The following is a 17,340-nucleotide window of genomic DNA, read 5'->3' on the forward strand; positions in this document are numbered from 1 at the left end:
GTCAAGAACTGATTGCTTACCGGAGGTTGTGGACGTGACCGACACCGACCTGCTGCCCGAGTCCTGGCGCGGCGTCCTCGGCGAAGAGCTGCAGAAGCCCTACTTCAAGGAGCTCATGGACTTCGTCGAGGAGGAGCGGGCCAGGGGGCCGGTGTATCCGCCGCGCGAACAGGTCTTCGCCGCGCTGGAGGCCACGCCTTACGACCGGGTGAAGGTGCTCATCCTCGGCCAGGACCCCTACCACGGCGAGGGGCAGGGGCACGGCCTCTGCTTCTCGGTCCGGCCGGGCGTGAAGACGCCCCCCTCGCTGCGCAACATCTACAAGGAGATGAACGCCGAGCTCGGCCTGCCGGTCCCGGACAACGGATATCTGATGCCATGGGCCGAGCAGGGCGTCCTGCTGCTCAACGCGGTGCTGACGGTCCGCGGCGGCGAGGCGAATTCGCACAAGGCCAAGGGCTGGGAGAAGGTCACCGACGCGGTGATCCGCGCCGTGGCCGAGCGGCCGGACCCGGCCGTCTTCGTCCTCTGGGGCAACTACGCCCAGAAGAAGATCCCGCTGATCGACCAGGACCGTCATGTGGTGGTCAAGGGCGCCCATCCCTCGCCGCTCTCCGCCAAGAAGTGGTTCGGCTCCCGCCCCTTCACGCAGATCAACGAGGCCGTGGCCGCGCAGGGCCACGAGCCGGTCGACTGGCAGATCCCGGACCTGGGCCTCGGGACGACCCGGCCGGTCGCCGGGGCCCGCGCCTGAGCGCGATTGCCCGTGGCTGCCGCTAGCGTCTGAGCCACCGGAACAGGCCGGGCGGTGATCAGGGGAGACCTCTGTAGTGGAGCAGCGGGAAGTGCCGGGGGACGCCGTCATGATCAGGATCGGCCAGGCGATCATGCTGCTCCACGCCGGTGACAGGGAGGAGGCCCGCAACCGGTTCGGGGTCATCTGGTCGGAGATCGGTGAGCGCGGTGCCGCCCTGCACCGCTGCACCCTCGCCCACTACATGGCCGACACCCAGGACGATCCCGGGGACGAGCTCGCCTGGGACCTCCGGGCGCTGACGGCCGCGGAAGGTCTGGCCGGGGCGGCGGGCCAGGGCGCGGCCGAGGACAAGGCTCCGGGCCCGGGCCCGGAGCAGGAGCCGGGCACCCAGCACCGGGAGGTGACCGCCGTACGGGCCCTCGTTCCCTCCCTGCATCTCAATCTGGCGGCGGACTATCTGAAGCTGCAGCGTTTCGAGGCCGCCCGCACCCATCTGGACCGGGCCTGGGACGCCGTCGGGGTGCTGGAGGGCGACAAATACGGCGAAGGGGTCCGTGCCGCCATCGGGCGCATGGAGCAGCGGCTCCGGGGGAGCGCGCCGGGGGAGTGACGCGGCGCGCCGCCCGGGCGTCACTCGCCGGTGGCCCCGTCGATCCGTTCCCGTACGAGGTCGGCGTGGCCGTTGTGGCGGGCGTACTCCTCGATCATGTGCGTGTAGATCCAGCGGAGGCTGAACGGCTTGCCGTGCCTGCCCAGGCCGACGGACAGGTCGTCGAGCCCGAGTTTCGCGGCGTTCGCCCGCGCCATCTCGATCTCGCCCAGCCAGGTGGACCTGGCCTCGTCCCAGGTGTCCGCCTCGGTGAGGTGGAACTCCCCGTCCGGGTCCTCGTCCGTCCCGTAGACCGGCGGCAGTTCCTCACCGGCCAGCACCTCGCGGAACCAGCCGCGCTCGTTCTCGGCCAGGTGCCGGACGAGGCCGAGGAGGGTGAACTCCGAGGGAGGGACGGACGCCTCCCGGAGCTGGGCGTCGGTCAGGCCCTCGCACTTCATGGCCAGGGTCGCCCGATGGTAGTCGAGCCACCCCTCCAGCATCTGTCGTTCGGCCGCGTCGACCGCCGGCCGGGACCGTTCCTCTGTCGTCATGCGGGGCATCCTCGCGCAGTGGTGATCAGCGGCGCCATGGCTTATCCGGTGGCACCTGCGCCGAGCATGCCCCGCAGCAGTTCGGCGCAGCCCCTGCGCAGCTCCTCCTCGGCCGGTACGGCCCGGTGGTAGGAACCCACGGCGCACGCGAACATCATCCCCTCCGCCCAGGCCACGACGGACAGCGCGTGGCGCTCCGGGTCGGACGATCCCGCCGCGGTCATCAGGGCCACCAGCGGTTCACGGAACCGGCGGCCCGCTTCGTCGTAGAAGACCCGGAGGGCGGGGCGCCGGGTGGCCTCCAGGGCCAGTTCGTAGCGGCAGACCAGGAGATGGGTGGAGCCGGTCAGATAGCGGTGCAGCGCGTGTGCCAGCCCGGCGGCGGCCCCGGCCGGATCGCTGCTCGTGAGCAGTTCCCCCGGCGCGAGCACCCGCGCCTCCAGCTCGGCGAGGCGGCGGACGGCGGCTTCCAGCAGGGCCTCGCGCGTGCGGGCGTGATTGGACGTCGACCCCTGGGGGAGCCCGGCGCGCTCGTCCACCGCCCGATGGGTGAGACCTCTCATCCCGCGTTCGGCGAGAAGGGTGAGAGCGGTGTCGGCGATCAGTTCGGCGCGGGAGGGGAGGGGCGGCCGGGCGCCGTCGGCGGAGGCTGCCCCCGCGGGCGTGGAGCGTGTGGGCATGAGATCAATCTACCGCCTTCACTACAGATGTAGTACGGTGGAGCCTGCCTACTACAGATGTAGTTCCGAGGAGGAGTCAGTCATGACGACGTCCCGTGCGGTGGTCATCGGCAGCGGAATCGGCGGACTCACCGCCGCGGCGGCGCTGCACCGGAGCGGGTGGCAGGTCACCGTGCTCGAGCGTGCCGCCTCACTGGAACCCGTCGGCGCGGGCATCAGCCTCGCCCCCAACTCCCAGCGCGCCCTCGACGTCATCGGACTCGGTGACGAGGTCAGAGCGCTCGCTGCCTGGCAGGGGGACGGCGGCATGCGCACCCCCTCGGGACGCTGGCTCGCCCGCACGGACAGCGCCGCCGCGGCGGAACGCTTCGGCGGGCCGCTCGTCCTGCTGCGCCGCTCGGCGCTCGTCGGCCTGCTGCGCGCACGGCTCCCCGAGGACGCCGTGCGCACCGGGACACCGGCGCGAGTCGTGGATGCGGGTCGCGCGGGCGGAAGCCCGGCCCTCGTCAGGACGGCCACCGGCGACATCGAGGCCGATCTGGTGGTCGGTGCCGACGGCATCGGCTCGGCCGTGCGCACCGAGCTGTTCCCGAGCCACCCGGGCCCCTCGTACAGCGGCTTCACCACCTGGCGCGTCCTCGCCCCCGGACCCATCCGCACCTTCAGCTCGCACGAGACCTGGGGCCGCGGCGCGCTCTGGGGCAGCCACCCGCTGAAGGACGGCGGGGTCTACGCCTACGCCGCGGCGGCCGTCCCCGCCGGCGCCCGGGCCGCCGACGACGAGAAGTCCGAGCTGCTGCGCCGCTACGGCGACTGGCACGACCCGATCCCCGCGATCATCGACGCCGTCGAACCCGGCCAGGTCCTGCGCCACGACGTGTACCACCTGGCCGATCCGCTGCCGTCCTTCCACCGGGGCCGCACCGTCCTCGTCGGTGACTCGGCGCACGCCATGGTCCCCTTCCTCGGTCAGGGCGGTAACCAGGCCATCGAGGACGCCGTCGTCCTCGCCCACCACGTCACACCGGACGGTGACCTGGGAGCGGGTGTGGCCGCCTACAGCGCGGCCAGGCACCCCCGTACGACCGCGATGGTCCGCAAGGCGGCGCAGGTCTCCCGGATGACCGGGCTGACCGGGGCGCCGGCCGTCGCCCTCCGCAACGGGCTGATGTCCGCCGTCTCCCGGCTGGGTCCGGGTCTCGTCCTGCGCACCTTCGACGGGATCTGTGACTGGCAGCCCCCGCAGCGCACGTATGCTGCCGGGACCAGGGAAGGACAGACCACGCGACCGTGACAACGCCCTGGTCAAGGCGACAGGGAGAACCTCGTGAAGGTCGGCTGCATCGGACTCGGCGACATCGCGCAGAAGGCGTATCTGCCGGTACTGACGACCCTGGCCGGTGTCGAACCGCATCTGCAGACCCGCACCCCGGCGACGCTGGCGGCTGTCGCCGGGGCCCACCGCATCCCCGAGGAGCAGTGCCACGAGGATCTCGGCTCGCTGCTCGACAGCGGGCTGGACGCCGCCTTCGTGCACGCGCCGACCGCCGCCCACGCGGAGATCGTGGGGCGGCTTCTCGAAGCGGGCGTCCCCACCTTCGTCGACAAGCCGCTCAGTTACGAACTCGCGGAGTCCGAGCGGCTGGTGGCTCTCGCGGAGGAGCGCGGTGTCTCTCTCGCCGTCGGGTTCAACCGCAGGCTCGCCCCGTCGTACGCACAGTGCGTCGAACACCCGCGCGAGCTGATCCTCCTGCAGAAGAACCGGGTGGGCCTCCCCGAGGACCCGCGCACCATGGTGCTGGACGACTTCATCCATGTGGTCGACACCCTGCGCTTCCTGGTCCCCGGCCCCGTGTCGAACGTCGTCGTGAGGGCGCGGATCGCCGAAGGGCTCATGCACCACGTGGTGCTCCAGCTGTCCGGCGACGGATTCACGGCCATCGGCATGATGAACCGGCTCAACGGATCGACGGAGGAGATCCTCGAGGTCTCGGGGCAGGACACCAAGCGGCAGGTCATCAACCTCGCGGACGTCGTGGATCACAAGGGGCAGCCGACCCTGCGGCGGCGGGGGGACTGGGTGCCGGTCGCCCGCCAGCGCGGAATCGAACAGAGCGTGCTGTCCTTCCTGGACGCGGTGCGGGCCGGCGAGGTGCTCAGCGCCCAGGACGCTCTGGAGACCCACCGGCTGTGCGAGCGGGTGGTGCTGGACGCCTCGGAGCAGGCGTCCGGTACGTGACCTGATGTCCGGCTCGTTGTCGCCTGAACGTGTGGCTGTGGGGACTCCGGGCCGGTCAACGGGGTCGGCCGTGCTGGAGTGGCGGGGTGAGCGAGCGCAAGTCCTGCAAGATTGGCCCTGGTTGACCAGGGCTTCATGCAGAAGGTGGTCCATCACGGCCGGGGTCTGGGCGTGGACGTCGCGATTGTCGAGCGGAACCCGCAGGATCTCGGGTCCCGCAGCCGATCAGGTGGAGAGTCGAGCAGACCTTCGGGATCTTGATGCTGCACCGACGGCTCGTCAGGGACTACGAGGCCCGACTGGCCTCCTCTGTCTCCCGCGTGTACTGGGCCGAGACCGACCGGATGACCCGGCGCCTGACCGGCACCACTGCCACCAGCTGGCGCACCCCAGCCGATCTCGCCTTGGGCGAATCGGTACGGGCGGCGGCATGAGCATCAGCCAACTCTTCGCCCGAACCGCCGAGCGAGAGGCCGAACTCGCCTGCCAGACTGACGCGTTGAGAGTCGAGATCGACCAGCTCACCGCCCGCCTGAACAACATCGAGCGCGATCTGGAGCACGTACAGATCACCCGGCAGACCGCCACCTCCCTGGCCGACGGGCTCGACCAGGACGCTCCGCCCCCGGCAGAGCCGGAACTGCCCGAGCACCCGCTCCACCCTCAGCTCCTCGCGGTCTTCCACGAGAAACAGCGGCCGCTGCGGGCCCGTGACCTGTGCGAAGCCCTCGACCTCGGGCTGCTGCCGAAGAATGTCGAAGGCGTCCGCTCCAAGCTCAAGCGTCTCGTCGCCCGTGGCATCCTCACCGAGACCGAACCCGGATTGTTCACCCAGAACCGGCCGTAGGACATCCAGCGCCTCCGCGACCAGCACACCTCACCCAACGCAACTCACGACGGGCATCGGGTCGCGTGCCGCCTTCTGAGGCTCAGATGGCGGTAGAGAGCGCGACGTGGCGCCATTGGTCGAGTTCACGTCGCACCAGATCCAGCTTTGCCTCGACGCGCTCGACCGCGTCCGCACCCAACTGCAGGCGCAGCGGCGGCTTGGCGACCTCGGTGACGTCGACGATGGCGGCTGGTTCGACCTGGATGCTGGAGCTGTTGAGAAAGTCGGTGCGAAAGCCGCCCGGCTCTATGATCGTGACGCGGACGCCAAGCGGGGCCAGCTCGCCGTGCAGTGCCTCGGAGATGCCCTCGAGGGCGAATTTCGACGCGCCGTACAGGCCCGCCGCCGGAGCAGTGGCGAAGCCGCCCACGGAGCCGATGTTCAAGACATGTCCGGATCGCTGAGCACGCAACGTCGGCAAGGTCGCCCGCAACGTGTTGAGCACGCCGAACACGTTGACGTCGAACAGATCCCGGGCAGCCTTGTCAGAGGTCTCCTCGATCGCGCCCACGAGGCCGTAACCGGCGTTGTTGGCCACGATGTCGATCCGGCCGAACTCCGCCAGGCCAGCCTCCACCGCAGCCGTCAACTGCTCCGGTTCGGTCACGTCCGCGTTCACCGCCAGCAGTCCGTCCGGCCTTTGCGGGTGCGCCTTGAGCACCGCCGACACGTCCCTCGCCGTAGCGATCACGCTATGTCCTCGATCCAGCGCCTCACGGGTGATCTCCGCGCCGAGCCCACGCGATGCACCGGTAACAAACCAAACGCTCATGTTCTCCCCTGTTCCGATCGCCCGATGGGTCAACAGCTCCAGGCTAGAAACTAGAGTCGGGTCCAGATCAAGAACTGTGTGACGGGAGTCGCTCATGGACCTGAGCATCGGCGAGGTGGCGGAGCGCAGTGGGCTGAGCGTTCACGCGCTGCGGTTCTACGAGCGGGAGGGCCTGTTCGCCAACCCGGTACGCCGCCTGTCCAACGGCCGTCGGGTCTACCACGAGGAAGATCTGGAGTGGCTGGCGATCTGCACGAAGTTGCGCTCCTCCGGCATGTCGCTGGCGACGATCCGGCAATACATCGAGCTGGTCGGTCAGGGCCCGGGCAACGAACATGAGCGGCTGGAATTGCTGCGCCGACACGAGAACCACGTGGAGGCGCAGATCCGGGCACTGCAAGAGACCCTGGACGTGATGCGGCACAAGGTGAGGACCTACGAGGACCATGTCGTCCGCGGCGAGGCCGACCGGCTCTGGAATCCGTCCCACCCGGATGCGGCAGCCCAGGCCACCACTCACCAGGAGTGCCATCCGCCAGAAGGCGGGGCGTGAGTTGATGCCGCTCACCCCGCCACTCCGGCACAGCCGAACCCGTTGACCGGCCCGGAGTCCCCACGGCCACACGTTCAGACGACAACGAACCAGACATCAACTCGCGTACCGCCCTCCGAGGGACCGCAGCCCCGCCGCTCCGAAGAAGACGGCCAGTACCGCCAGTGCGCCGTACACGGGCCACGCCCCCAGCCGGACGTAGAGGGTGGTGCCCCGGGCGAGCGGTACGTCGTAGACGGCGGCCCCGCTCACGTCCGTCCCCAGCGGTGCTCCCACCCGCTCGCCCCGGGGGCCGTACGCCGCGCTCACCCCCGTCAGCGTGGCGTGCACCATCGGGCGGCCCGTCTCCGCCGCCCGCAGCGCTCCCAGCGAGGCGTGCTGCTCGGGAGCCCAGCTCTGCTGGAACGTCGAGGTGGAGGACTGGGCGACGATCAGCTGCGCCCCGTCCTTCGCCAGTTGCCGGCTCATGTCGGGGAACGCCGACTCGAAGCACACCACGGGTCCCACCCGCAGCCCGTCCGGCAGGTCCATCACCACGGGCTCACTTCCCCGCAGCCGGTCCTCCCCCGCGGCCTTGCCGACCGAGGTCGCCCAGCCGAGCAGTGCGCGGGCGGGAACGTACTCACCGAACGGCACCAGGCGCATCTTGTCGTAACGGTCCCCGGTCGGGCCGTCCGGGCCCACCAGCACCGCGGACTTGAAGATTCCGGCCTGATGGGGGCCGTCCGTGCGCCGGGCGTCCATGTTGACCAGGACATCGGCCCCGACCAGACGGGAGAGTGCGGCGACGCGGTCCGCGGCGGCCTCGTTCCGGGACAGATCGACGGCCACGCTGCTCTCACCCCACACCACCAGGTCCACGTCCCGGCCCGCGAGGTCCCGGGTCAGTGCCTCGCTACGGGCGAAACGACGTTCGATGCTGCCGGGCCCCTCGACCACACCCGGCTGCACGACAGCGATCCTGGTCGTACCGGTCTCCTCCGGCCGGGGCGCCCAGAGCGCCGTCGCGCCCACGCCCAGCGCCCCCGCCACCAGGCACGCGGCCCCGGCCCTGCGGGCCGCCGGCACCGCCAGCAGCAGCACGACCACGGTGTTCACGGCCACGAGCCCCAGACTCACCAGCCACACACCCCCCACCGAGGCGACGCGCAGCGCCGGCGGGACATCCCACTGGCTGGCGCCCAGCAGCCCCCAAGGGCCGCCGAGCCCCTCCCAGGAGCGGACCAGCTCGACCACCAGCCATCCGGAGGGCACCACGGCCACCGCGGCGACCGCACGCCGGACGGACGGCGAGCCCCCCAGAAGCCGGGCCACGAGAACGCCCCAGGGCGCCCAGAGCAGTCCCAGCAGGGCGGCGAGCAGCAGGATGAAGACATGGAGGCTCGGCATCAGCCAGTGGTGCGCCGCGAGCATGAAGCCCGTGCCGCCGAGCCAGCCGTCGGCCGCCGCACGGCGGCCCGTACCCGCCGAGCGGATCAGCAGCAGCCAGGGCACCAGCGCGACGTACGCGAACCACCAGAGCGACGGCGCGGGAAACGCCAGGGCGGGCAGGGCGCCCGCGCACAGGGCCACGGCACCCCGGCCGGTTCTGGACCGCAGCAGCCGTTCGTACGGCCGTGCGCCGCCCTCCCCGGCCGGCCCGTCGCGAAGCCGCCCGCGCAGCATCGGCATACATGCCCTCCTCGCCGGTCGGTGCGCCTGATCCCAGTGTGGTGCAGAAGATCAGCAGCGCACAGGGGGCGTGCCGCGGCCACCGGACGGGCGCCCCGCCTGCCGCGCGTCAGCCGGCTGCCGCCCCCGGCGCGTACCCCCACTTCCGGCGCGCCGCGACGGTCAGGATCCGCCAGCCCGGTTCCGTACGCACCAGCTCGAAGACGTACGCACCGCCGGTGACCAGGGACGGAGCCGCCTCCCCGTCCCAGGCGGTGGGTGCCGCCGGACTGAGATAGTCGGCCCGCACCTGCGCCCGGTCACCGGGGTAGCCGCCCAGATCCTGGAGATCCAGGCGCCTGTTGACGATCAGGTGGTGCCGGGCGGGGCAGGGCCGGAGGCTCTCCGCCAGCCACCCCGCGGCCTCGGCGGCCGGCCCTTCGGCACCGCCCGCATCGCGGTAGTCGGCGCGCCCCTCCGGGGTGAACAGGGCGCCGTAGTCCTCCCAGGCGCCGTCGCCCCACGCCACGGCGTAATCGGTGATCACTGCATCGATGGAGAGCCGGTCCATCACCGTCGCGAGAGCCACGCGCTGTGTCATCGCCCAAGTCTCGGCGGTCGCTCGCCGCACGCCAAGGGGCCGGGCGCGCCCGGCCGGAAGCAGGTGTCACGTGGGGACGACAGCCACCGGGCCGAGGGCGTGCGTCACCGTCGTCTGCGCGACGGGGGAGAGGCCGAGCCCGAGGGCCTCGCCGCCCCTGCGCCGCCCGACCACGGTCAGCGTGGCGGTGGCCGATGCCGTGACCAGGGTGCGGGACGCCGAACCCCGGACCGGTTCGCGCACGACCTCCACCCGCGGGAACTTCTCGCGCCGGCCCGCCGTGAGTTCGGCGAGCACCCGCTCGGCCGACTCCGCCGCCGCGTCGCTGTCGAACACCGGGCCGCCGGACAGCATCGAGGAGAACATCGTCCACCCGTGCACCAGCCGCAGCCGCGCACCCGGCCTGGAGGCGGCGGCCGCGTACGCGAAATCGAGGACCGCGCCGCTGCTCTCGTCGGCGGCGACCCCCGCGACCACGTCCGGGAAGGCGTCCGACGGCTCCACCTCACCCTCCTCGGTCCTGCCGGTGTGGGCGACGACGACCGGACAGTGCGCCATCGAGGCGGTGGCCAGACTGTTCGATCCGATCATCAGCGAGCGGAATCCGCCGAGACCACGCGAGCCGACGACCACGAGAGAGGCGTCACGGCTGAGCGAGGTCAGCGCCGCCGAAGGGAAGTCCAGCGGCGCCAGCGTCGAGGTGGGCAGCTCGGGGGCGAGCCGGGAGGTCCGCAGCACGGCCTGCGCGAGCAGTTCCTCGGCCTCCCGCAGCCCTCTCGCCTCCTCCGCACGCCGGGTGGGCGGCCTGACATGCACGATCAGCAGCGGCAGACCGGTGCGCACCGCCTCGGCGGCGGCCCAGGTGAGCGCCTCCCAGCTGTGGGCCGAGCCGTCCACGGCGGCGATCACGGGAAGGTCGTCGGCGGTCATGCAAGCCTCCCACGGGGTCGGAGAGCTTCGGGGCCGGTGCGAAACGGCCCTGCACCGTGATTATGACCCGGTTGCCCGCCGGAGGCCCGGCGGGCACGGGGGTCGTCACCGGTCAGTCCGGGCCGTCGGACTCGGACGCTCGTTCCCGTACCGCCTTCTCGACTTCGGTACGTCTGACGCCCTCGGTTCCGGCATGGTCCGTGACCGCTGACTGGAGATCTCGTTCCAGGTCTCGCCAGGCCCGCCACGCGGTCTCGTGAGCGGCGGTCTGCGCCTGCGTCCACGGCTGTACCGTCGGCGGCCCGAACCTCGCGCGCAGCTCGACGACGCGGGCGTGCGCCTCGTTCACGGCACGTTGCATCTCGACAAGCTCGTTCAGACTGTGGCGCATAAGCCCAGACACTAGGCTGCCGGACGACATCACGTTGACGGCGCGCACGACATCGTTCACCCGGCCGCGCGAGCGTCACCGGCGTAGCGCCGCCGTCAGCATCGGCAGAGCGTGACGCAGTTCCCTGTGGCCGTAGGTGCCGCTGTGCCCACCTGGATAGATGTGAGTGGTCACGGGCGCACCCAGGGACGTGAGACGGTCGCTGAGCATCCGGGTCTCCTCGCCGCACACGGCCTCGGTGACGGACACGACGCCCTTGTCGGCGAGCGCCACCCATTTCTCGGTGCCGGGGATGTGGGGATCCGGTTCGTCACCGTCGAGCGGACCGGGCGTTCCGTCACCGGAGGCGAGGTAGACGGGCGTGTGACGCAGTCCGCGGGCGTGGTGGTACGGATCCCAGTCGAGCCAGGTCTTCCACTGCTTCCACGGGTCGCCGAAGACCGCGTAGCCGTCCACGCCGACGTACTTCGCACCCGAAAGCCACATCTCCGGGTGCCGGACCGGGTGTACGGGAGCCCCGAAGGCGGCGACAGCGCCGAACAGCCCCGTGACGCGGGCGGCGAGTCCCAGGGCGCCGAATCCGCCCTGGGACTCGCCGGCTGCCGCTCTGCTGGGCCCGGCGCCGTAATCCTTCTCCACCAGGGCCATGACTTCACGGAGGAAGTACGTACGTACCCGAGGAGCGCCCCCCTTGCCGTGGTTCCACCAGTCCGTCCAGAAGCCGAACAGCGGCATCCCCGGCATCACCACCAGGACATCACGCAGTTCCGCCAGGTCCTGCACCTCGAACAGGCTGGTCCAGGTCGTGTGGTCGCCGTCTCCACCCGCGAACAGATAGAGCGTGGGCCAGCGGTCACCGGGGCGGCGCCGATCCCAGCCGCGTGGTGTCAGCAGGGCCACCGTGCTCCGGCCACCGAGAGCCGGGGAGTCCATGGTCAGTTCGACGAGCCGGTCGTCCAGGCGGCGTTCGGCAAGGACTGTGCTGCTTGCGCTGCTCGGGGCGACGCCGAGGAGTGCTCCGGCGCCCAGCAGGGCTCCGGTCGTGAGAACGGTGCGGCGTGTGCGCGACATACCCGAGTCATCGGCCGGCGTCTCCGCCACCTTTAACCCGCAGCCCGCAGCCCGCAGCCCGCACGCCGCCGGCGAACGGTGAGCGCGCGACGTGTACTGAGCTCAGGTGCCCGACACAGCGGCGCTGAAGGCCGGCAGATACGCCGACTTGTGGCCCTCGGCTGTCGGGTGGATGTTCGAGCTGCTGATCCAGGCGTCGCTCGTGCAGATCTCGTGCCCGGAGAACGCCGGCCGGCCGTCCGCGAACGCGAACCCGGCTGCCGCCGCACGGCCCGCGATCGTCTCGTTGAGCAGATCCGAACCCTGGTTCACGGCCGTGCGCTTGGCGGAGCTGAGCCCGCCGAGGCAGAGGCCGCCCTCCTTGTAGAGGTACGGGTAACCGATGACGACGACCTCGGCGTGGGGCGCCCGGGCGCGGACGGTCGCGTAGAGGCTGTCCAGCTCGCCAGGCAGCTCGTTCACGACGTACTCCCCGGCCGTCTCCAGGGCCCGCTCGCAGGCCGACCGGGTGGAGTACTGACAGCTGAGCATGGTCGAGGCGAAGCCGGAGTCGTTGCCCCCGATGCTCAGGCTGACCAGGGTGGTGTCCTCGTCCAGATCGTCCACCTGGCCGCTGAGCACGTCGGGGATCTTGGCACCGCCGCAGGCGGCGAACGTGAACGAGGCCGGGTCGTGGGCGTCGGCCCAGAGAGCGGGGTAGGCGTTGCGGCTCCGGGTGCAGGCGGCGTCGGAGTAGTTGCCGGCGCCGGTACCGGAGGCGTACGAGTCGCCGAGGGCCACGTAGTTCACCTCGGCCGCCTCCGGGGCGGCTGCCGCCGGGGACATGGTGACCGTCGCGACTGCGAGGGCGAGCAGTGCGGCACCGGCGTAACGGGACAGAGGCATGGGGCATCTCCGTGGGGTGGGAGGGAACACGGCCGGCGCACGGCTGCCGCGCGAGGCCGGCGGCCGTGACCACGCCCAACCTCCCCGCCCCGGTGCGCCCATGTCATCGGCGAAATGACCCGCCCCTCACCGGCGTTCTGCTACGGCGCTGCCGCGGCATCGCGGCCGGCTCGGCCTCCGGTCACGCACGGCGGAACGCCGCCGGCCTGCTGCTGCGCGAGGCAGTCGACTCGGGGTCGCCCGCCTTGGTCCATGCCTCCTGGACGACAGGATCCGGGGGCGCTACGCCGGGTCGGAACTGCTGGACGCGAGGACCTCGCCCGTGCCTGCCACCATGCTGCTGGCCCGTCGGCGGCGTCACGAGCGTAAGCGGCCGGCGGCTGACTCCCCTCCGCCGCACCGACGCCGGTCAGGCGCACCGGGGGTGCGGGGAGCCAGCTGGCAGCGGGGGTCCTGCGCGCCGAAGCCTCCGTCAGCCTGCGGACTCGCCCGCGTGCGGGCTCAGCACGCCCGCACCGATCAGGATGAACAGCACGATGCCCAGGATCACACGGTAGATGACGAACGGCATGAAGCTCTTCGTCGTGATGAACTTCATGAACCAGGCGATCACGGCGTAACCGACCGCGAACGCGACGACCGTCGCGAAGATCGTCGGCCCCCACGAGACGTGGCCCTCGCCTGCGTCCTTGAGCTCGAAGGCGCCCGAGGCCAGCACCGCAGGGATCGCCAGCAGGAAGGAGTAGCGTGCCGCCGCCTCGCGGGTGTACCCCATGAGCAGGCCGCCGCTGATCGTCGCGCCCGAGCGGGAGACACCCGGGATCAGGGCCATCGCCTGGCAGATGCCGAAGATCAGCCCGTCCCTGACACCCAGTTCCTTGAGGGACTTGCGCTCCTTGATGGCCCGGTGCTTGCCGCCGGTCTCGTCGCGGGCCGCGAGCCGGTCCGCGATGCCGAGGACGATGCCCATGCCGATCAGCGTCGTGGCGATCAGACGCAAGTCACGGAACGGACCCTCGATCTGGTCCTTGAACGTCACCCCGAGCACACCGATGGGAATCGAACCGATGATGACCAGCCAGCCCATCTGCGCATCGTGGTCGCCGCGCATCGAGGAATTGGTCAGCGACCGGAACCAGGCCGAGACGATCCGGACGATGTCCTTGCGGAAGTAGATGAGGACCGCGGTCTCCGTGCCGATTTGCGTGATCGCGGTGAACGCGGCTCCCGGGTCGTGCCAGCCCGCGAACGCCGCGGTCAGCCGCAGATGCGCGCTGGAGGAGATCGGCAGGAACTCGGTCAGTCCCTGAACGAGGCCCAGGACGAATGATTCGAACCAGCTCATGGGGCTTAGGCCATCCCGGAGGTACTCATGCAACGGCCGACGGACGCGAAGGCCGTCGGCGGCGTGCGGATGCGGTCAGAAAAGGGGACGGGACGCCACGGCCCCGGACATCCTCTGTCGGTTGCGCGCAGCGTATCGCCTACAGGTGAACGGACTCCCGCCTGCCCCTGGCTACGCCGCGTCGCCCGCCCCGGGCGACGGCGCACCGTCCGTGCCGCCCAGCTTGTGCCGCCTGCGCCAGGCCACGAGCGCCGCACCCGCCCCGGACAGCACGATGAAGCCCATCGCGGCCAGGAACACCGGTGACGTGGGGGAGGAGGCCGAGCTGCCCGCGATGACGTACGCGGCCGTGTTCGGGATCGAGCCGAGCCCGGTGGCCAGCAGGAACGGCGGGTAACCCATGCGGGAGGTCGCCGCGCAGTAGTTGGCCGCGGCGAACGGCACCCCGGGAAAAAGCCGCAACGCCAGCATCGACCTGAACCCGTGCCGGCTCAGCAGACCGTCCGCCGCCTTCAGGTACTTGCCGCGCAACAGGGTCCGGAGCGCGTCCTGCCCCAGCACCCTGCCGAGCAGGAAGGAGACACCGGCACCGAGGACGGTTCCGGCGAGCGCCGCCGCGAGACCGGTCTGGGCACCGAACAGCGCGCCGGCGGCCAGGTTGAGAAGCGGACGCGGTACGAACGCCACGGTGCACACGCCGTAGGCGAGCCCGAACAGCATCGCCGCGGCGGAACCCGTGAGTTGGGGAGGCCAGCCGGAGGCCAGCAGCCGCTGTGGTTCGAACAGCAGCATGGTGGTGGCAGCGGCCAGCAGGACCGCCACGAGCAGAGAGAACCGGGACCAGGGGGACAGGAGCGCCCTCGTACAGCGCACTGCGAGGCCACCGGACGGCCGTGTTGCGGGGACGGGGTCGAACATCTGGGGAGCGTAACCGAAACAGGTGTGTGATCGCCGTAATGTCCGTGCGAGGGCGGAGAGTCACTCGTCACGCCGGCCGCCTGCTCCGCCCGGCCGCGGGTGGAGCAGGCCCGCGCGAAAACCATTCGACGCCGGTGCGCCGCTCCGCCATGATCAGGGCATGTTCCGGTACGCCTTCCTCGCAGCGCAGTCCGCAGTCGCGGACGCGCCGAAGGCTGCCGTGAGCCTCGTGGCCGCATGCACCGCAGTGGTCGCAGCAGCAACTGACGCAGCGTTCGCCGCTGCCGCAGCGCCCTTCGGCGGCGCCCGAAGCTGACCCTCCCCCGACAGTCCGGCGGACCCCGCAAGGGGAGGGTCGGCAGGGCCCTGGGGTCTTCTCGTCTCAGCTTCGAAAACCAAGGAACGAGCCATGCCCAAGACGGCATACGTGCGCACCAAGCCGCACCTCAACATCGGCACCATGGGCCACGTCGACCACGGCAAGACCACGCTGACCGCCGCCATCACCAAGGTGCTGAGCGACCGCGGCACCGGCACCTTCGTGCCGTTCGACCGGATCGACCGGGCCCCGGAGGAGGCCCAGCGCGGCATCACCATCAACATCGCGCACGTCGAGTACGAGACGGACACCCGGCACTACGCGCACGTCGACATGCCCGGACACGCCGACTACATCAAGAACATGGTCACCGGAGCGGCGCAGCTCGACGGGGCGATCCTCGTCGTATCCGCGCTCGACGGCATCATGCCGCAGACCGCGGAGCACGTCCTGCTGGCGCGTCAGGTCGGGGTCGACCACATCGTCGTGGCCCTCAACAAGGCCGACGCCGGCGACCCCGAGCTCACCGACCTGGTCGAGCTGGAGGTCCGTGAGCTGCTCTCCGCGCACGGTTACGGCGGGGACACCGTGCCCGTCGTACGGGTGTCGGGGCTCGGCGCGCTCCAGGGGGACCCACGCTGGACGGCATCCATCGAGGGGCTGCTGGACGCGGTGGACACGTACGTGCCGATGCCGGTGCGCTACACGGACGCGCCGTTCCTCCTGTCCGTGGAGAACGTGCTCACCATCACAGGCCGCGGCACCGTCGTCACCGGGGCCGTGGAGCGCGGGACAGTGCGTGCCGGGGACCGGGTGTCGGTGCTCGGCGCGGACGTCGAGACGGTCGTCACCGGCCTGGAGACCTTCGGGAAGCCGATGGAGTCCGCCGAGGCCGGCGACAACGTCGCCCTGCTGCTGCGCGGGGTCGAGCGTGACCGCGTCCGCCGCGGGCATGTGGTGGCGGCGCCCGGCAGCGTGACGCCGAGCCGGCGTTTCACCGCTCAGGTGTACGTCCTGTCGGCTCGGGAAGGGGGCCGGACCACTCCGGTCGCCACGGGATACCGGCCGCAGTTCTACATCCGTACGGCGGACGTCGTCGGTGACGTCGACCTCGGCGACGCGGCGGTGGCACGGCCCGGCGACACGGTCACCATGACCGTCGAGCTCGGCCGTGACGTCCCACTGGAGTCCGGCCTCGGCTTCGCGATCCGCGAGGGCGGCCGCACGGTCGGCGCGGGCACGGTAACCGGTCTGCTCTGAGGGCCGGGCGCGCCCGTCTCCCCACCCCGGGGAGGCGGGCCGCGCGCGGTGCATCAGACTGGGTGTCATGGCAGACACAGCTCTTGTACTGGGTGCCGGAGGCGTCACCGGCACCGCCTGGGAAACCGGCATCCTGCATGGCCTCGCCAAGGCGGGCGTCGACCTCTCCACCGCCGATCTGATCGTCGGAAGCTCGGCCGGGGCCATCGTCGGAGCCCAGCTCGCTTTCGGCCCCGCCGGCGTCGACGACCTCTACGAGCGGCAGTTGGCCTCTCCGGAGAACGAGAAGGGAGCGGCGGGCCGGCTCGGACCCGTCACCATCCTGCGGTACGCGAGAGCCGTGCTCTCCTCCCGCACACCCGACGAGTACGGACGCAGGCTCGGCGCCCTGGCCCGGGACAGCCGCCTCACGGCGACCGCGGACGGACGGCGCGAGTCGATCGCGAGCCGGCTTCCGTCCCCCGAATGGCCCGAACGGCACCTCCTGATCACCGCCGTGGACGCGCTGACAGGTGCTCTGCACACCTTCGACAGGACGGGCACGGTCGCGCTCACCGACGCCGTCACCGCGAGCTGCGCGGTCCCGGCGGTCTGGCCCGTGGTCAGCGCCGGCGGCGGTAGCTGGATCGACGGGGGCGTGCACTCCCCGGCCAACGCCCACCTCGCTTCCGGTTACGAACGCGTCGTCGTGATCGCACCCACCGCGAGTGGCAACAAGGTGATCGCCTCACCCCGCGCACAGGCCGCCGAACTGGAGGCCGCGGGCGCCCGCGTCGAGGTCATCACCCCGGACGCCGGGACCCGGAAGGCCATCGGCCGTAACTCCCTGGACCCCGCGCGCCGGGCCGCGGCAGCCAGAGCGGGTCTCGCCCAGTCCGCCGCCCACACCGAAGCGGTCGCCGCGGTGTGGAACGGCTGACCCCGCGGGGGAGCGGAG

At 71.2% G+C, this 17,340-nt stretch carries 19 protein-coding genes and 1 pseudogene; 9 read left to right on the top strand and 11 right to left on the bottom strand.

The window, feature by feature from the left end:
* The first annotated feature begins 34 nt into the window (after positions 1 to 34).
* Together AB0P41_RS19940 and AB0P41_RS19945 are read left to right on the top strand one after the other, a co-directional pair.
* Positions 35 to 754, top strand: a complete 720-nt coding sequence (locus AB0P41_RS19940; RefSeq protein WP_356715115.1) for a uracil-DNA glycosylase — start codon at positions 35 to 37, stop codon at positions 752 to 754.
* A 76-nt stretch (positions 755 to 830) separates the two neighbouring features.
* Complete coding sequence (locus AB0P41_RS19945) at positions 831 to 1,367, top strand: hypothetical protein (RefSeq protein ID WP_365933221.1); 537 nt, start codon at positions 831 to 833, stop codon at positions 1,365 to 1,367.
* Between the two features lie 20 nt (positions 1,368 to 1,387).
* Here AB0P41_RS19945 and AB0P41_RS19950 read toward each other — a convergent pair whose 3' ends face one another.
* Both AB0P41_RS19950 and AB0P41_RS19955 read right to left on the bottom strand, forming a co-directional pair.
* Complete coding sequence (locus AB0P41_RS19950) at positions 1,388 to 1,900, bottom strand: DinB family protein (protein ID WP_365933223.1); 513 nt, start codon at positions 1,898 to 1,900, stop codon at positions 1,388 to 1,390.
* Positions 1,901 to 1,941: 41 nt separating this feature from the next.
* Positions 1,942 to 2,580: a TetR family transcriptional regulator gene (locus AB0P41_RS19955; RefSeq protein WP_365933225.1), complete on the bottom strand. Its 639-nt coding sequence runs from the start codon at positions 2,578 to 2,580 to the stop codon at positions 1,942 to 1,944.
* An 82-nt stretch (positions 2,581 to 2,662) separates the two neighbouring features.
* Between AB0P41_RS19955 and AB0P41_RS19960 the strand changes: the two genes are divergently transcribed.
* The 4 genes and pseudogenes from AB0P41_RS19960 to AB0P41_RS19975 all read left to right on the top strand — a co-directional run bounded on the left by AB0P41_RS19960 (position 2,663) and on the right by AB0P41_RS19975 (position 5,666).
* Complete coding sequence (locus AB0P41_RS19960) at positions 2,663 to 3,874, top strand: FAD-dependent monooxygenase (RefSeq protein WP_365933227.1); 1,212 nt, start codon at positions 2,663 to 2,665, stop codon at positions 3,872 to 3,874.
* A gap of 33 nt (positions 3,875 to 3,907) precedes the next feature.
* Entirely contained in the window at positions 3,908 to 4,819 is a 912-nt protein-coding gene (locus tag AB0P41_RS19965; RefSeq protein ID WP_365933229.1) for a Gfo/Idh/MocA family oxidoreductase, read from the top strand.
* Positions 4,820 to 4,933: 114 nt separating this feature from the next.
* Positions 4,934 to 5,253 (top strand): annotated as a pseudogene (locus tag AB0P41_RS19970) (IS5/IS1182 family transposase); the annotation flags it as partial.
* Positions 5,250 to 5,666, top strand: a complete 417-nt coding sequence (locus AB0P41_RS19975; protein ID WP_365933230.1) for a hypothetical protein — start codon at positions 5,250 to 5,252, stop codon at positions 5,664 to 5,666. The pseudogene AB0P41_RS19970 and the gene AB0P41_RS19975, both read left to right, overlap by 4 nt.
* A gap of 82 nt (positions 5,667 to 5,748) precedes the next feature.
* Here the strand turns inward: AB0P41_RS19975 and AB0P41_RS19980 are convergent, their stop codons facing one another.
* Positions 5,749 to 6,576 carry an SDR family NAD(P)-dependent oxidoreductase gene (locus AB0P41_RS19980; RefSeq protein ID WP_365933233.1) on the bottom strand — a complete coding sequence of 276 codons (828 nt, stop codon included), beginning with the start codon at positions 6,574 to 6,576 and terminating at the stop codon, positions 5,749 to 5,751.
* Between AB0P41_RS19980 and AB0P41_RS19985 the strand changes: the two genes are divergently transcribed.
* Positions 6,575 to 7,033 (top strand): MerR family transcriptional regulator, encoded by a 459-nt coding sequence (locus AB0P41_RS19985; RefSeq protein ID WP_356715099.1) that lies wholly within the window; start codon positions 6,575 to 6,577, stop codon positions 7,031 to 7,033. The genes AB0P41_RS19980 and AB0P41_RS19985 overlap by 2 nt on opposite strands.
* A gap of 96 nt (positions 7,034 to 7,129) precedes the next feature.
* Here the strand turns inward: AB0P41_RS19985 and lnt are convergent, their stop codons facing one another.
* The 8 genes from lnt to AB0P41_RS20025 form a co-directional block, all read right to left on the bottom strand.
* Positions 7,130 to 8,704, bottom strand: coding sequence for an apolipoprotein N-acyltransferase (lnt, locus tag AB0P41_RS19990; RefSeq protein ID WP_356715097.1), 1,575 nt, complete (start codon positions 8,702 to 8,704; stop codon positions 7,130 to 7,132).
* A 109-nt stretch (positions 8,705 to 8,813) separates the two neighbouring features.
* A complete protein-coding gene (locus AB0P41_RS19995; protein ID WP_356715095.1) occupies positions 8,814 to 9,284 on the bottom strand; it encodes a nuclear transport factor 2 family protein in 471 nt (156 codons plus the stop codon).
* A 66-nt stretch (positions 9,285 to 9,350) separates the two neighbouring features.
* Positions 9,351 to 10,214: a universal stress protein gene (locus tag AB0P41_RS20000; RefSeq protein ID WP_365933235.1), complete on the bottom strand. Its 864-nt coding sequence runs from the start codon at positions 10,212 to 10,214 to the stop codon at positions 9,351 to 9,353.
* Positions 10,215 to 10,326: 112 nt separating this feature from the next.
* Positions 10,327 to 10,575, bottom strand: a complete 249-nt coding sequence (locus AB0P41_RS20005; RefSeq protein WP_365933237.1) for a hypothetical protein — start codon at positions 10,573 to 10,575, stop codon at positions 10,327 to 10,329.
* 105 nt (positions 10,576 to 10,680) lie between these two features.
* The gene (locus AB0P41_RS20010) at positions 10,681 to 11,676 is read right to left on the bottom strand and encodes an alpha/beta hydrolase-fold protein (protein ID WP_356715089.1); all 996 of its coding nucleotides are present in this window, start codon (positions 11,674 to 11,676) and stop codon (positions 10,681 to 10,683) included.
* A 102-nt stretch (positions 11,677 to 11,778) separates the two neighbouring features.
* The gene (locus AB0P41_RS20015) at positions 11,779 to 12,561 is read right to left on the bottom strand and encodes an SGNH/GDSL hydrolase family protein (RefSeq protein ID WP_365933239.1); all 783 of its coding nucleotides are present in this window, start codon (positions 12,559 to 12,561) and stop codon (positions 11,779 to 11,781) included.
* Positions 12,562 to 13,033: 472 nt separating this feature from the next.
* The gene (locus tag AB0P41_RS20020; protein ID WP_356715084.1) at positions 13,034 to 13,906 is read right to left on the bottom strand and encodes an undecaprenyl-diphosphate phosphatase; all 873 of its coding nucleotides are present in this window, start codon (positions 13,904 to 13,906) and stop codon (positions 13,034 to 13,036) included.
* A gap of 171 nt (positions 13,907 to 14,077) precedes the next feature.
* Positions 14,078 to 14,824 (bottom strand): TVP38/TMEM64 family protein, encoded by a 747-nt coding sequence (locus AB0P41_RS20025; protein ID WP_356715082.1) that lies wholly within the window; start codon positions 14,822 to 14,824, stop codon positions 14,078 to 14,080.
* A 409-nt stretch (positions 14,825 to 15,233) separates the two neighbouring features.
* Between AB0P41_RS20025 and tuf the strand changes: the two genes are divergently transcribed.
* On the top strand, positions 15,234 to 16,403 hold the full coding sequence (tuf, locus tag AB0P41_RS20030; RefSeq protein ID WP_356715080.1) for an elongation factor Tu: 1,170 nt from the start codon (positions 15,234 to 15,236) through the stop codon (positions 16,401 to 16,403).
* 67 nt (positions 16,404 to 16,470) lie between these two features.
* The gene (locus tag AB0P41_RS20035; protein ID WP_356715078.1) at positions 16,471 to 17,322 is read left to right on the top strand and encodes a patatin-like phospholipase family protein; all 852 of its coding nucleotides are present in this window, start codon (positions 16,471 to 16,473) and stop codon (positions 17,320 to 17,322) included.
* Positions 17,323 to 17,340 lie beyond the last annotated feature (18 nt).

It is taken from the genome of Streptomyces sp. NPDC079167, assembly GCF_040686735.1.
Classification (GTDB): Bacteria; Actinomycetota; Actinomycetes; order Streptomycetales; family Streptomycetaceae; genus Streptomyces.